Below are 16,375 nucleotides of genomic sequence, written 5' to 3'. Positions count from 1 at the left end.
GTCCACAGTTATTATCGAAAAGTGGTCCACATATAGTAAAGATATTGACCACACTTGTCCTTTCCCCTAGGGGAAAGACTTTTTACATATATTTCATATATTCTTTGACCACTCCATTGTATCTTCCATCATATAAGATTTTTCTCTAGACATATCCATAATATGGGCCCTATGAGCAAGTCTATCTACTATAGCTCCAGTTAGCATTGGATCTTTAAATACTTCTTCCCATCTTTCAAAGTTTAAATTCGTTGTTAATATTATTGAACCCTTATCATTTCTTGATGATAATAGGTTAAAAAGAATCTCACAGCCTATCTTATCAAAGGAAACATAACCTAGCTCATCTAAGATCACCAAGTCATATTTTTCAAATTTCTTCTTGTAGTTAGTAATTTGATTTTTACTCATAGCCTCCTGTAGTTCTATCACAAGGTTAGGAACAGAGGTAAATAGTACATTCTTTCCAGCAATACATGCCTTAATACCTAAGGCAGTTGCATAATGAGTTTTACCACATCCAGGTGTCCCTATCATGATTATGTTTTCTTTGTTATCTATGAATTTTAGTGTTTCAAGATATCCAAATTTTTTGTTTAGTTCTAAAGAATATTTTGTTTTATCAAAGTCTTCTAAGAATTTCTTGTTGATAAATTTGGCATTTCTTATTCTTCTTGCTATGCCGTTGTTTTTCCTTCTTTCTACCTCTCTTTCTAAGAAAAGTTTTAAGAATTCTTCGTTAGATAAGTTTAGATTTGATGATTCTTCTATTAAATCCTCATATGACTCTCTTAGATAAGAGAGCTTAAGTATGTTAGAAGCTTCTTTAATATTCATCTTAGCCTCCAATTACAAGGCTATCATAGGAGGACACTATTTTTCTTGCCTTTATTTCTATGTCAGCTTCTTTTTTATCGGTTTTCACTATATCTAATACATCAAGTTCTTTCTTAGTGTTAGAATAGTTATTTAAGATATCAACTATTTTATCAACATCCTTATCTTTGTTAAGCTCTACTAATTCTATGAACTTCTTTGGGTTAGAGGTAAAGTATTTATCGAAGATGTTTTTTAAATCAGGATGACTTTTTAAGGCGAGAGAATTACGAATTGCACCTGGTTTGCGTGCTAATGATTTTAGGTAATGAGTGATGTCAATGCTATATTCATTAGCACCATCTTTTCTTTTATGAACGGCTAGAAGTTTATCATTTACATATATTTTAATTTCCCTAGCATAAGCTCTAACAAGAACAGTTTTTCCTACCATGTAATCTGGTAGTGAATACTTGTTTTTATCAACTTGTATTAAAGAATACTTATCTACCTTAGCAAAAGATACTTTTGATAGTTCATAAGTAGGTCTTAGGACTAGAAGGTGTTTCTTTTCCTCATTAATCTTAGAGTCCTTATTTAACTGGATAAGTTTAGAATTTAAGTACTCTTGTGCTTGATCAATTGAATCAAACTCGTATTTTTCACAAAAAGCATTCTTTCTAATTATCCTAACACTTCCTTCAACATGACCTTTTTCATTTCCTGAAAAACAATTGGTTACATTGACTGAAAAGCCATAGTAGTTGGCAAACTCTATTAATCTTGGGTTAAGTTCTTTTTCATTTCTACCTATGAACTTACTAACAACATTTCTCATATTATCATAGACTATTTCTCTATACATTCCTCCAATCATATTAAAAAATCTTACTTGTGAATCAAAGAATACATCTTGATTTTGACTTGTGTATAGATAAGCCCATCTAAAATTAGATGCTGGGGAACTCATAACAGCCATATTTAAACTAACAAGTTTGCCATCGATTACAAGCTTAAGTTCACCAAAGTCATATTCTAACCTATCAGCAAAATCATATACTTGCTTAATGAAGCATTCTTTAGAAGCTTCTCTTTTCTTTCTAACATAAACTGCTATTGAAGGATAAGATATATCAAAACCCTTATCAACAATCATCTTATGAATCTGAACAACGCTTAAAGCTTGCTTATGATTACCCAAGATAGAATCCTTTCTTTTCTCACTTTCTAAAATCTGATCAAGATACTCATCTACTTCTTTTGTATATTTGATCTTCTTTCTATTAGAAGAATCGTAGGAAGGCGCCTTGGCAATTTCTTCTTGAACTAATGCTCTATCTAAATTAGGATTATCTAAATTCTTAACATCTTCCTGGTACTTATTCCAATATTTAGCTACAGTCTTCCTATTAATCTTAAGTATTCTAGATACTTCTCTATTTGAATATCCTTGATTTTTAAGTCTTATTATTGCATTCTTATCCATTAATTTAATCACCTCACATACCTCCGTACCTATACTTTACATACGGAGTACAAACTAAAACAAGTGGACCATTTTTCGATTAGAATTAATCGATTATTGGACCACTTTTAGTTTATCATTTACACGTATCCTATAGGTCCACTTACTTGAAGCATCTACCATGGCTAGATATAGGCTTTTTTGTAGAGCATAGTCATTTGGAAATATGGTCTTGTTTTTGGTTACTTTTCTTAGTTGCCTATTGAAGTTTTCCATGGCATTTGTTGTGTATATTAGTTTTCTTATTCCTTCTGGATATTTAAAATATGTCGATAATTCTGTCCAATTGTTTTTCCAAGAGCTTACACACATTGGATGTTTTTATCCCATTTTTATTCAAAGATACCTAGATTTGTTAAGGCTAAGTCTTCTGTTGGTGCTTTGTATATTGCTTTTAGGTCTTTCATTAATTCTTTGATGTCTTTGTATGGTACATACTTTGTGGAGTTTCTTATTTGATGGATTATATATTTTTGTATTTCTGATCTTGGATATACTGCTTCTATAGCCTCACTAAATCCTGGTAGATTGTCTGTTGAGAATATTAATACATCTTCTAGTCCTCTTTCTTTTAACTGGTTTAGTACTAAAAGTCAATATTTACTTGATTCATTTTCTCCTACCCAGGGTCTGCCCCTTGGGTACATGCCTAGGATTTCTTTAAAGCCTTCTAGGTTGTAGCCTAGGGCTATGTAGACTGCTTTTTTGACTACTATGTTGTTTTCTCTTACGTGGTAGTGTATAGCGTCTAAGAATACCATAGGATAGATTCTATCTAGTGGTCTATTTTGCCAGGGCCTGCCCCAGCCCAATCTTTCCAACGAATGTAATGAGTTGTAGAAAGATTGAGGCGAGGGTACTCTTCTATTGTTGGTAGTATTTTGTTGATTATTTTGCTTACCATTGTTTCTGATATTCCAAAGTCATAGATATCTTTGATGTGACTTGATATGTCTCTTGTTGTCAGAGCCTGCCCCAGCCAATAATATCCAACGAATGAAATGAGTTGATGATATTATTAGGCGAGGGTGTTCCTTTCCCATACATTGATATTATCTGATTTTCTATGTTTGAGATGTCTTTTTCATATTTTTTAATGCTTGTGGTTCAAATGTTGCTTCTCTATCTCTTGGTATGTTTAAATCTATATTTCCGTAAGATGATCTAACTGTTTTCTTGCTTGAACCATTTCTTGTATTTAGAGAAAGTGGTTTTTCTCCATATTCATAGTCTAAATGCTCATCTAGTTCTGCTTTTAAAAGTTCTTCCATGGTATCACCTAGAAGATCTTTTAGTGCTTCTTGAATATCTTGCGCACTTTGAGGCTGATATTCTTCAATTAACATTTTCGCTATCTTGCTTCTTTTTGTTTCCGGTCTTTTTCTTGGCATAAAAATTCCACTTGATTAGTTTTTCTTTACCCTAATCAGGAGGTTTCTGTACACAAAATTTTACATAGTCTCATATGAACCCCTAAAGGGGTCATAGTACTCTTTTATACTAATGTGGTCCGCATAATAATCTTCTTTTAATTGCTTTGGTTTTTATTTTTTTATCATTTTTTCATTTCGGAGGCGATTCTATCATCATATTAACAAGATCCACACAGAGACCTTCTTGTATTATATTTATTCCCTTGCGGTGACATAGATCGCATAACATTTGTCCTATATCTTTTTTTAATTTCCTATATTACTTCTCTTCTATATTTGTTTACAAACCCTACATCATATTTACATCTCCATTTCGTGTGTGATAAGCTATTCTTGTCCATTGAATTCTCCTTGTTTTAATTATGCTTTTGGTTTTTTGTTTCATTCACATTCGTTCGTTCAATTATCTTAAGTATACAATAAAAATATCTCCTCTAGCACTAAAGCTTAAGGAGACATTATATTATTATGACAAGCATAATAAGTAATCTTTTCTGCCATATTTTAATATTAAATGGTTAACAGTATATATCTATAGATTAAGCGAATATGTTTGCCCAGCACCAGCAGCAGCAGCTACAGCACCATCCACCTGGTGAAAGTGCACTAGCATTGAAATCTTTTTGATCTTCAATTTTTTTTACAATTTTCATTGAGCATATCTCCTTTCTTATGTATTTACGGCAGAAAAGTATTACCAAGTTTTTTAGCTTTTAGAGAAAATTAATATAAATTTTATCTAAAAACTTATTCATTATATATTTATGGGAAAGGTAAAATTCTTTTATTTATAGTTTCATCTTTTGGTAAGTATTGTGCGTAACTTTTATGACCTAAAGCCGGAACCCCTGCAATAAATGCCGTAGAGAATTCTTTCATATAAACTTTAGCTATATATATTCTCCTAAATCTATCTTGCATCTTAAGAGCAGTATAAACAGGTTTTATATCATTTTTCTCAACATAATCCTTAACACTAAGACCTGGTTGTGTTTTTCGAATTTCAGATAATTTTATTTTATTATTTCCTTTTACAAACCAGTCCAACTCATGCTTATAGCAAGATAAGCCATAGTAAGAAACAGCTTGATAAAATGTTTTGAAATTTTTAGGATCATCACCTTCTTTTACATCTAGAACCTGATTAGAGAATTGAGATGTTATCCAATTAGGAGCGTAGACAATTTTTCTTGTATTATTAATTGATTGCATATATTCTTCTAAGGACGATAATATAGCACTTTCTATGTCTTTAGAAACTCCACCACCAGCATTAAAAGAATATTTTGTCATATCTTCATCAAAAGACATAGCAGTTACAACATGGAAATTTTGTTGATCTACGTTATGTAAATAAAATTTAATATTTTTATCTTTTATGTATTCCTCGAATTTTAAAAGCTTAGGATTTTTTACTTTATCTAATGTAATAGCTTTTGGAGGATGTTTACAATACCAAGATAAATTAATCTCATGGCGTTCAATTATTTCTTCTACCCCGTGCAAAATACCGCGATTATATTCAAAGTGAGAGGTAAGACCTCCCGATGTAGAGTATCCTATTCTATCTTCATTTTTTGCTTGCTGAGTATAATACATTAAAACTAATGATGCAGGAAATAAAATTTCTTCATCAGTTCTGTATTCTTTCATTGGAACCCATCCAATTATACTATCTTCATCAAAATCATCGAACAAGAAGTTTTTTTCTTCATGTTGCTCTCTTGAAAATAATGAATAATCTGAAGGATTAGCTGCATTAATATTTTTTTTAATTAAATCTTTATAAGAAGATACAACTAAATTTTTTTCTTGTTCAAAGTATTCAAAACATGCCATTAGTCTTTCAAATGCCTCTCCAAGAGATGAACATATTGCTTTATAATATGTGAATCCCTTACCTCCAGCAAATATAGAATCACTAAGTGATAAAGATTGGCCTGTATTTCCTAGAAGATAATTGAAAATATAATCTATGTTGGAAAACTCACAGTTACCTATAAATAAAGGCAGTTCTGAGTATGGAGCCATAACAATATCCAATTTTTTTATTAAATTAAAATATCCCAGATAATTCATCATCTCCTTATAATTTAAGAAGTCTTCAATTTGAAATTCTGATGGTTCAGAAATTTTTTTATGATTTCGTACTTTTATCTTTAATCCCATTTTATCCTCACATTCTTTAGTACTAGTATTGCAATTATGGTATATCCAAGCATATAGAGACAATTTATTCCGTTTTGAGCCAATGAGAATCCATTTATCCGAGCATGTTGAACAATCTCAATAGAATGATACATCGGAAAAATACGAGCAATTTTCTGTACTACTTCAGGTAGAGAGTCTACCGGCAAAGCAACTCCTGATGTAAATATTAAAAACATAAATATACCCGATGCTACCAAACTGGCTGTTCTAGTTGACTTTATTAACAAAGCTAGCGCATATCCTAACATAAAAAATACGAACATTATATCAAAATATACTACTATGAATATTAGAAATGATTGTATATCCATAAACCATCTCGCATTAAATATAATAAATGAAACTGAAACAAAAAGTATTGTTGATATTATGCAAACAATCATAAAAGTCATCATAAGTGATAAGAAATACATGCCATAGGAAATAGGATAAGTCATGTATCTTTTTAATACCCCTTGATCTTTTGCTTCTAGAGTTGTTATTGGAATTCCCATAAGTCCTGTATTAGCTAATAAAAATACTATATTTACAGGAATTACTGTATCTATCCCTAATACATTTGGTCCGTATTTGGTTACTTCATTACCGAAAGCACCACCAAAAACTATTGTTAATACCATAGGCAAAACAATCATAAAGAAAAGAGAAATATATTCACGTGATAATGCAAGCATTTCCATTTTTAAGTATGGTTTTATTTTATTCATTATAATGTCTCCTCAGAATGACTTTTTTTACCAGTTAGGTAAAAATATATGTCTTCCAAATCCAAATCATGGACTGAAACTTTTAAATCTTTTACTTTCTCGTAAATCTGATCAATATTATTTCTTATATAGAAATTATTTACAGTTCCTGATACTTTAAGTTCATAAATTCCACCTAATTCTTCAATAATCTGCTTTACAGAAGATATATTTTTATCTCTTACTTTAATCAATTTCTCGAAAGGACACTCTTTTCTTATATTTTCAAAAGTATCATTTGAAACTATTTTCCCATTATTAAGCAAAATTATTATATCCGAATAAAGTCTTGCTTGATTTAAATAATGATCAGAAACAATTACAATATGATCTTTCCCATATTCTCTAATTGTATTCCAAATCTCATCTCTACTATATGTATCCAGGCCAGAAACCGGTTCATCAAGCATAATTATGTTTTGATTTGCTAGAAATAAAATAGCAGTTAAAAAACGTCTTTTTGTTCCTCCAGAGAGAGTGCTGGTTTTATTATTATAATATTCTTCCAAATTAAATTTTTTTAAATAATCCATATCATCTACTTCAATTCTAAAAATGTCTTTTACTAAAGCCAACTCTTCTTTTAATTTAACTGTTTTTCTTAAACCATTTTGTTGACATAAAAATCCAAGCTCTTTTTTTGCCTCCAAGCTTCCTGACTTATGACCACTTACTAAAACTTCACCACTATCTGCTTTACGAAGGCCTGCTATTATCTCCAATAAAGTGGTTTTACCACTACCATTTGGGCCAGCTATCAGGTAAACACCTGGATCTTTTATATCAAGATTTATATTATCTAAAACGACTTTATCATATTTTTTTACTACATTGTCTACTAGTAAATTCATATCTAAACTCCTAAATATAGTCTTAATTCATATTTTTATTAATCCCACCAAATAATTCAATAGCAATATTATAAGTAATATGAGTAATTATTGAATAATAAATATTCTTAGTTAAAAGGATAATAGTACCAAAAATAAGCCCAATCACTATCTTAGATAATCCATCATACTTCGAAAAGTAAAAGTGAATTATACCAAATGAAATTGACCCTACAATTAATAATAGTCCTCCTCTCACAATTTCAAACTGACCTATAGGAAATCTAAATATGAACTCCTCACCAATTGATATTATTAAAGAAAAAATCAATCTCAATATTGATATATTATTAAAACTAGTATAAAATTTAAAATCTAGTATTAAGATATCATTTAATATAATATTTTTTATTAATAGGTCCATCATATAAATCACAAAACCCATTAAGATAAACGCTAAATACAATAAAAATTTAGTATTTGTTGCTTCTACTATAAATTGCATTCTATAACATAGAAATATGTATATTGCTATAGTAGCTGTCATAATAATATGAGCTACAAGTACTACCATGCGAGAATTAATTAACTTATCAATTATCCTCTGGATTAAAGGAAATAATAGAAAAATTAATAGAAAACACTCAAACATTAATTTTTTATTCCAAAGGACATTGTCGATATTGGATAATCATTTTCTGTTAATGAAAGCAATTTTTCTAGTTCATGTTCTAAAAAACCAGCAACTACACATGAAGATATGCCTAGATATTCTCCAATTAATTGCATATATGCAGTAGCAATTCCCGCATCCATATGTACCATTCTATATGCACGTTTATAATATTTAGGAACTATCCTCGATAAATCAGATACAATTGTCACAACAAAATTCGAATACACTGTAAATTCATTTTGATAATTTACATATTTTACTATTAATCTCATATTTCCATGTTCAATTTGTATGAGTTCATCATTTATAAAATCATAATAATATATTCCGCTTTCTATTCCGGTAACATTATTTACAAATACATACAAATCAAGATGGTTTAGCCCACCAGCGCTATTAATGAATTTAAAAGGGAATTCTCTTTGATTATAAGCTCCTCTTGCTGTACGCTTTTTACCAAAGCTATAGTGTAGAATTGTACTAAATTGTTCAAAAGATACTTCTTCGTTTTTATAGTCACGAATAGAATATCTTTGAGTTATAATTTCTTTCAAATCACAATCTGACATATCCTCATAAGGTTTTAATTTAATTCTCTTAGCATTGCTATTAACTATTTTTTCCTTATTATGAGAAATATAGTATTCATCATGAAAATATTTATTATATTCTTTTGTTTTGTAAGGAGTATCGTCAATTACTTCATGGATTATAGCAACTTGTTCGATATCTGGTAAATGGGCTATTTTATTAGAAATCTCTTTTATTTGCTCTGCGTATTTATTTATTCTTAAGCCTTCCATCTTTATCTCCTTAACATGTAATGATACTTAGAATACTTTTTTCTACTGAATCAATGCGGAACTTTTCATTTATATATCTAGACTCAAATCTTCGAATAATTTTGGCATCATCACTACTGTGTTCAATTAGTGAAAGTATTCTACCATAGTCTATAAGAGATTCTCTATAACCATATTCAGCAAAAAATAGCATCTTCCTAATTGGTACAAATATGGGAATCATCACTATCTTATCAGTTAAGTTTTCAGATAAAATTTTTGAAATATCATCTATAAGTTTCTTACCATTTTTTTCCCACGTAAATACAAAATTCTTTTGTGGCAAATACTGATAGAGGCTACCATCAACATAAAAAATTAAATCCACTGAAGAAAAAAGTTCTAAGTCCTCTTTATTGAAATTTTCAAGAATTGTTTTAATTTTATTAGTAAAAGAATCTATAAAAACGTATTTCTCTTCTTTAATAACATATTCTGAATCTTGTGGATGAACTGTTTTATTTCTCCAATCAACAGATATTTCGTATAACGATATATTTTCTTGCATCTCATCTGAATTCCAAAAGTCTGAATTTGCATGAAATAGTTCTGCATATGATACAAATTCATCTCTAGTGTATCTTGAAGCATAATAGTCTAAATTTTTTTCAAAAAGTTCAAATACGTTATCATTGTAGACATCATTTTCTTCTATATATCTCTTAAATGTCGCTATCTGCTCTCCAGTAAAATCCTCATATTGTTTATTTTCTTGTATAATATTCTCCATACTTAAACTACCTTTCTATATAAATGGATGAGTAAGATTTAAGTCAGCTTGACAACTAGGACACTTAGGAAAGCGGAAAAGTCTAGTTTTAGAAAAATGCATTCTCTCAAAGTCAATAGAGTAAGCAAAATCATTAATTTGTGTTTGTTTATTCAAAAAATTCATTATAACTATTGACCAATCTAACAACATCGAAGAATAAAACGAACTTTTTTTCATAAATTTATTTTTTATAATTTCTTCTTTCATAACTTGATATTCTAGTAAATTGTGGAAAGATGATTCTCTTATAAGCTCAAAGTCGTTGTAGCATCCTTTATACTTAGGCTCTAATAATGGTAATATTATTCCTTCATCTCCATCCATATATGAAAAGATAGTTGATTTGTTTTCATTAACTATATAATAATTTATGGTATAAAAAATATCTGGTCGGAAACTATTAGAAAATACCAATATCATTTCTGAGTTCACTATAGATCTTTCTAATTCGTCATTTTCTTCTGATACATTTTCGATTTCAAAAAAAGAATCTATAACAAAATCCATTTCTCTAAGTTTATTTTCTATAAGTTTTTTATCCTCTTTCGTTGAGATAACCATAACTTTATTTGAAACAGAATCATTGTTAACTTTCCTTATCACTTCTAATTCTAAGAGCTTTTGTATAAATTCTTTTGATTCTTCTCCAATATATTTATTAATATTACTAAGAAATTTTTCCTCGTCTACAGGATATTTCTCAATTTCAAATATGTACTCCAAGACATCAGTATTATTTTCATCAATTATATTGAATGAGTAATTTGACATACTACCTTTTTTTATTAAGTAATTTGTTTTAGTGCAACGAAAGAATTCTAAATCCTTATATAAATTAATCATATATGTACATCCCCTTATTTATGTCTACTTATCTTCTAAAAATAATTCAAAACCAATTACATCTCCGTAATAAGATATTTGAGATACTTCTATTATAGAGTTATTCGATAAATCCAGCCCAGGCCTTTGATTCATTAATAATTTTATGCCTTCACGAAATTCTTTTTCATTATTTGTGATAGTTAATTTCACCCCCTCATCTATTGTAAATTTTTTTTCCAATTCATACTGTGGATAATCTTTTAAAAAATCACTTAGTTTATCATTTACAGAAATTGGAACGCGAATTTGAATCATCATAGTTTTTTTAGTTGGATTTTTACCTACAACCTTGCTAATTACAATATTTTTATGCTCTACACCAATTTTTCTAAGTTTGGGCATAATTTTATCTAGCTCTTTTTTAATGATTTGTGGCTGAGTAACTTCTCTTTCAAAGAAAAATAAGTCTTCAAAATTTAATTTTTTTGTTCTAACTAACTCACTCATAAACAACCTCTCATATATACTAAAAACCAAATATGTCAAAAAATTCATTTACATATTTAATTGTATGAATTGTTTTAAATATTTTGATATTTTAATATAATATTATGTATTTTATTTTTATCTTATCTATAAGATATAACTAATGCATATATAATGTTAGCTGATATATATTTAGAATTTATTATTCATTTGTAAATAAAGCGTAAAAAGTTTTATTAATATTTATTTAATAAGTTTTTATAAAATATATGCCTTATTAATCATAACTAAATCTAGAGGTAGTTAAATTAATTAATTTAAATAGGCCGAACTTTTTAGATAATTGCCTAATAAAAGGTATTTGCAAGACTTAAAAAGATATTTAATAGATAGAGTATGNATATAGTATTTCTAGGATCGAGTGGAGTAGGCAAAACTCATTTATCAATATCAATAGGTATAGAAGCGGCAAGACAAAGATATTCAACATATTTTATCAAATGTGCAAATCTACTAGAAAATCTAAAGAAAGCTCAAGATGAAAATAGGTTAGAAGCAAGACTAAAGCATTACACCTCTTACAAGCTTTTGATAATAGATGAATTAGGCTATCTGCCTATTAGTGAAGGAGATGAACGACTACTATTTCAACTAATAGACAGAAGATATGAGAAGAAATCAACAATAGTTTCAACTAATATTAATTTTTCAGATTGGGAAAGTATATTTTATGATACAAGAATAGCTAACGCTATACTTGATAGAATTCTTCATCATTGCACTGTTATTCAGATTGTAGGTGATTCCTATAGGCTAAAGGATATTGTTAACAAGGAGTAAATTGTACATTCATATTTAGCCAAAAATGTACATTTTTATATTGACATTTACAAGTATGTATAATTTGTTAAAAAGAAAATGTCATTTGAAACCTTTAATAGCACACCCCTAACTAAAATATTTAACGAACAAATAAGAAAAGAAAGAGATGAAAAATTAGAAAACGAAGCCTAACAAAGAGATCTTAATAGAGCTCCTAACGTAATGGATACTATGAAAGTAACTAAACAATAAAAATAGGCACCCTAATAGTATCTAGAACAAGAGATTGCTAATTCTCAACATAAATCTTTGAAAGAAATCAAGAAATAATAAAGATCTACTTACATCAATTCTAGAAATTTATGTTTAAGAAGTATCAAATAGAAAATTATGCTAGGTAATAGTAAATATGTGTGGTAAAAAATACTCTAAGTCCTTTGTATCGTAATTATTATATTAAAAATCAAAATTATGTAAAAATAGCCACATATGTACGATAAAATATGCTTATTTAATTGTAGATGGATATACATATAATTTAGAGAAAACAATAAATTAATATCAAAAGCTTGCCATATTGCAATTGGGATAAATGAAGAGGAAATTATATAGATCATAGGCTTTGACAATAAGTGATAGTGAAAGTGATAAAACTTCTTTGAATATTTAAAATCCAGAGTTTTTTTGGACTTAAAATGGTAACCATAAAGGTCTAGTATAAGCAATAAAAGAAATATTCATAAATGTAATATAGCCGAGATATAAGATATATTTTCTAAAAAATATTCTATCAAAAGACCAAAGAAAACACTGAAGAATTTAGAACTAATATCAAGGCACTATTTAAAATCCAAGATATCAATTTAGAAAGAAAAATCAAAGATAAATATTCAGTAAATATGAAAATGAAAAAATTTTCAAAACAGCTTAAGCGCCTTAGATTGAGGTTTTTGTATATGCTTTTGAATATCTAGCTAATGAAATTCATAGAAGATTGAATAAAGAAGTTAGAGGAATAGAAAAAGTAATTAGAATATTACCTAATGAAGTCTCAGATATGCGTTGAATAACTACACCCTTGGCTTTGAGAGACCAATCCTCATTTATATCAATGAGGATTGGATAAATTAATCCAAATTATACATTAGAGTTACATATTAAATATAATGCTAATAAATTTTACACAATATTACGGACTTGACTAAGTAAGGTTAGCGATAATATTATATATTATTTTTAATAATAAAGAACATCAATAATCCACATGCTATTGGAATTATTGATGCACTTATAAAAGTCTAGTTTATCTCCTCTTTTCTTTGACATAATCGCAAGAATTACATTTAATTTCATCAACTGATCTATTCTTCTTATGGATTAACAAATCTCCACACTCAGGGCATTTGTCTCCTGTTGGTGGATCCCATAGGGCATAGTCGCAGTCAGGATAGTTGTTGCAAGCGTAAAATCTTTTGCCTTTCTTGCTGACTTTTTCTATAATTTCCCCCGTTTTGCATTTTGGACAAGCTACACCTGTTGTTTTTACAATTGATTTTGTAAAGTCACATGCTGGGAAGTTTGTACATCCTATAAATTTGCCGTTTCTACCATGTTTTATGGCAAGAGCATGGCCGCATTTTGGACATTTCTCATCAAGGACTTTATCTTTGACCTTGTAGTCTGTACTATCTTTTTTGACATTTTTCATATCTTTTTCAAAATCATTGTAGAAATTTGATAAGACATCTTTCCAATAAATCTCATGGTCGGCAATCTTATCTAATTGGTCTTCCATTTCTGCAGTAAATTCGACGTTTATTACATCGTCAAAGTTTTCTTGCAAGAAATCATTTACTGTAAATCCAAGTTCTGTTGGATATATTGACCTTCCTTCAAACTCCACATAGTTTCTATTTACTATTTGATTTATAGTTGCAGAATATGTTGATGGACGGCCTATACCAAATTCTTCCAATACTTTTACAAGGCTAGCCTCAGTGTATCTGGCTGGTGGATTTGTAAAGTGTTGGGCTTTTACGATTTTTTTGGCAGAAATTACATCACCTTCTTTTAGCTCAGGCAATATATTTTGGTCTTCAAATCCTGGATTAATTTTGTTGAAACCTTCAAAAGTTGTTATCCTACCATTGGATTTAAAAATCAATCCATTGTTATCAAAGGATACACTAGTTGAAAGATATTCGTAATCTGTCATTTGTGATTGGACAACCCTTGTCCATATTAGCTTATATAGCTTATATTGTGGGTCTGATAAATACTCTCTTACAGATATTGGATCCCTGTATATAGAAGTTGGACGGATTGCTTCGTGAGCATCTTGGCTGCCCTTTTTCTTGGCTCCGTAAGTATTTCCCTTAGATACATAGTCATCACCAAATTTACCCTTGATATATTTTAAAGACTCATTTACAATCTCTTTGCTAATTCTTGTAGCATCAGTTCTCATATATGAGATCAAACCAACAGAACCCTCTCCTACATCAATACCTTCAAAGAGTTGTTGGGCTAGTTGCATGGTATATTTGGTTGAATAACCAAGTTTATTAGATGCATCTTGTTGGAGGGTTGATGTGGTATATGGTTTTGGTGGTTTTCTAGTTTTCTTTGTCTTTTTTACCTCAATAACCTTAAAAGAGTCCTTATCAATTTTATCAAGAACCTTATTGGCACCAGATTCATTTGATATCTTCATCTTTTTGCTAGGCTTGCCATAAAAGTCTGAAGTAAAATCAATCTTGTCTACATTATGATTTGCTGTTATTGTCCAGTATTCTTCTGGCACAAAGGCGTCAATTTCCCTTTGCTTATCTACAATAAGTTTAAGGGCAACAGATTGGACACGTCCTGCAGAAAGGCCTGATTTTACCCTCTTCCATAGGATTGGACTTATCTCATAGCCCACTATCCTATCCATGACACGTCTAGCTTGTTGGGCATCAACCAAGTTTTGGTCGATTTGCCTTGGATTTTTTATGGCATTTTTTACATTTTCTTTGGTAATCTCGTGAAACTCAACACGATTTTTCTCCCTTGGGTCTAGTCCTAAAATATATTCCAAATGCCAACTTATAGCCTCACCTTCCCTATCCGGGTCAGTTGCCAGATAAACTTTGTCTGCCTTCTCTGCTTCTTTTATAAGTTCATTTATAGTTTTTGCTCGTCCCCTAACCTTGATATATTCTGGTTCAAAGTTATTTTCTATATCAACACCGAATTTTGACTTTGGTAAATCTCTTAAGTGCCCTACAGTAGCCTTTACCTTATAATTGCTACCAAGCATCTTTGCTATAGACTTTGCTTTGGTTGGGGATTCGACTATTACTAAATTTTTTGCCAAAATTTCACCTCTTTACTGTGAATTCATTATTTCCTATATTCTCAATAAAATCTCTCAACTCAAGTGATGTTAAAAGATAATTTATTTCATCAATCTTAATCTTAAGTTCAGCTGATAATATATCTGCTGAGGAATTTGGATTTTCCTCGATATACTTTACTATATCTAGCTCATCCTTTTCAAGGCTAGAGTAATCTATTTCATTTTTAATATTGGAATATTCCAATAGATAATCCAATTCTTCTAAGATATCATCTGCACATGTTATAAGCTTGGACCCTTCTTGGATCAATTTATTCGTACCTCTAGAGTATATAGAATTAATATTTCCAGGAACTGCAAATACTTCCTTGCCTTGATCCAGAGCACACCTTGTCGTAATCATAGTACCTGATTTTTCTTTAGCTTCTATGACAACGGTAGCAAGAGATATGCCAGAGATTATCCTATTTCTCCTTGGGAAATTATAAGATCTAGGTTCTGTTTCTAGGGGGAATTCTGATAAAATCAGCCCATCTTCTTCTAAAGCTTGGTACAATTTCCTATTCTGTTTAGGGTAAATTTTGTCAATACCACAGCCTATCACTCCTATAGACCTACCTGCTACTTCTAGAGTCGACTTGTGACAGGCGGCATCTATACCATAGGCTAGTCCAGAAACTGTTGTAATTCCAGCCCTGCTTATGTCTTGACTAAGATTTTTGCATGCCCACTTGCCATAGTCTGTGCACTTTCTGGCTCCTACAAATGCAATGGAGTTCTTGTCCTTTTCCCTATCTAAACTCCCCTTATAAAAAAGCAAGGTTGGTCTATCATCTATGTATCTTAAATTGATAGGATATTCATCGTCAAGAAAAGTCACATAGGTATAGCCATACCTTTGAACTTTTTCATAGTATGATTTGAAACTTTCCAAATTTTTATTAGATACAATTTTCTCATAGGAAATGTCAGGAATAAAGTCTAGGTCAATTCTCGACCTTTCAAATAAATCCTTAAAGCCAACTCTTTCATAGATCATATGAATAAGTCT

Annotated in this window: 13 protein-coding genes and 1 pseudogene; 1 reads left to right on the top strand and 13 read right to left on the bottom strand. The window is 29.9% G+C overall.

Features of this window, described 5'->3' with window-relative positions; genetic code table 11:
* Window positions 1-93 precede the first annotated feature (93 nt).
* From istB to BQ7474_RS02825, 11 genes and pseudogenes are all read right to left on the bottom strand, one after another.
* A complete protein-coding gene (istB, locus tag BQ7474_RS02885; protein WP_073997524.1) occupies window positions 94-837 on the bottom strand; it encodes an IS21-like element helper ATPase IstB in 744 nt (247 codons plus the stop codon).
* A gap of 1 nt (window position 838) precedes the next feature.
* On the bottom strand, window positions 839-2,302 hold the full coding sequence (gene istA, locus BQ7474_RS02880) for an IS21 family transposase (protein ID WP_073997523.1): 1,464 nt from the start codon (window positions 2,300-2,302) through the stop codon (window positions 839-841).
* A 93-nt stretch (window positions 2,303-2,395) separates the two neighbouring features.
* Window positions 2,396-3,732: pseudogene (locus BQ7474_RS11085) on the bottom strand (IS256 family transposase).
* A gap of 804 nt (window positions 3,733-4,536) precedes the next feature.
* Window positions 4,537-5,943 (bottom strand): YcaO-like family protein, encoded by a 1,407-nt coding sequence (locus BQ7474_RS02860; RefSeq protein WP_073997522.1) that lies wholly within the window; start codon window positions 5,941-5,943, stop codon window positions 4,537-4,539.
* Window positions 5,934-6,692, bottom strand: coding sequence for an ABC transporter permease (locus BQ7474_RS02855; protein WP_073997521.1), 759 nt, complete (start codon window positions 6,690-6,692; stop codon window positions 5,934-5,936). Before BQ7474_RS02855 ends, BQ7474_RS02860 begins: the two co-directional genes overlap by 10 nt.
* Entirely contained in the window at window positions 6,692-7,582 is an 891-nt protein-coding gene (locus tag BQ7474_RS02850) for an ATP-binding cassette domain-containing protein (RefSeq protein ID WP_073997520.1), read from the bottom strand. Before BQ7474_RS02850 ends, BQ7474_RS02855 begins: the two co-directional genes overlap by 1 nt.
* 22 nt (window positions 7,583-7,604) lie before the next feature.
* Window positions 7,605-7,985, bottom strand: a complete 381-nt coding sequence (locus BQ7474_RS11080; RefSeq protein ID WP_407922707.1) for a CPBP family intramembrane glutamic endopeptidase — start codon at window positions 7,983-7,985, stop codon at window positions 7,605-7,607.
* Window positions 7,986-8,212: 227 nt separating this feature from the next.
* Window positions 8,213-9,040, bottom strand: a complete 828-nt coding sequence (locus BQ7474_RS02840; protein ID WP_073997518.1) for a SagB family peptide dehydrogenase — start codon at window positions 9,038-9,040, stop codon at window positions 8,213-8,215.
* 10 nt (window positions 9,041-9,050) lie between these two features.
* Complete coding sequence (locus tag BQ7474_RS02835) at window positions 9,051-9,809, bottom strand: hypothetical protein (RefSeq protein ID WP_073997517.1); 759 nt, start codon at window positions 9,807-9,809, stop codon at window positions 9,051-9,053.
* A gap of 15 nt (window positions 9,810-9,824) precedes the next feature.
* A complete protein-coding gene (locus BQ7474_RS02830) occupies window positions 9,825-10,622 on the bottom strand; it encodes a hypothetical protein (RefSeq protein ID WP_143179979.1) in 798 nt (265 codons plus the stop codon).
* 96 nt (window positions 10,623-10,718) lie between these two features.
* Window positions 10,719-11,183: a hypothetical protein gene (locus BQ7474_RS02825; RefSeq protein WP_073997515.1), complete on the bottom strand. Its 465-nt coding sequence runs from the start codon at window positions 11,181-11,183 to the stop codon at window positions 10,719-10,721.
* 375 nt (window positions 11,184-11,558) lie between these two features.
* Here BQ7474_RS02825 and BQ7474_RS02820 point away from each other — a divergent pair, with 375 nt between their 5' ends.
* Window positions 11,559-12,002, top strand: coding sequence for an ATP-binding protein (locus BQ7474_RS02820; RefSeq protein WP_328585398.1), 444 nt, complete (start codon window positions 11,559-11,561; stop codon window positions 12,000-12,002).
* A gap of 1,285 nt (window positions 12,003-13,287) precedes the next feature.
* Here BQ7474_RS02820 and topA read toward each other — a convergent pair.
* Together topA and dprA are read right to left on the bottom strand one after the other, a co-directional pair.
* Window positions 13,288-15,342, bottom strand: a complete 2,055-nt coding sequence (gene topA / locus BQ7474_RS02815) for a type I DNA topoisomerase (RefSeq protein WP_073997514.1) — start codon at window positions 15,340-15,342, stop codon at window positions 13,288-13,290.
* Between the two features lie 4 nt (window positions 15,343-15,346).
* Window positions 15,347-16,363: a DNA-processing protein DprA gene (dprA, locus tag BQ7474_RS02810; RefSeq protein WP_328585397.1), complete on the bottom strand. Its 1,017-nt coding sequence runs from the start codon at window positions 16,361-16,363 to the stop codon at window positions 15,347-15,349.
* Between the last annotated feature and the right edge of the window lie 12 nt (window positions 16,364-16,375).

It is taken from the genome of Anaerococcus urinomassiliensis (assembly GCF_900128425.1).
Classification (GTDB): Bacteria; Bacillota; Clostridia; order Tissierellales; family Peptoniphilaceae; genus Anaerococcus; species Anaerococcus urinomassiliensis.
This window is presented reverse-complemented; position numbering and strand designations above follow the sequence as displayed.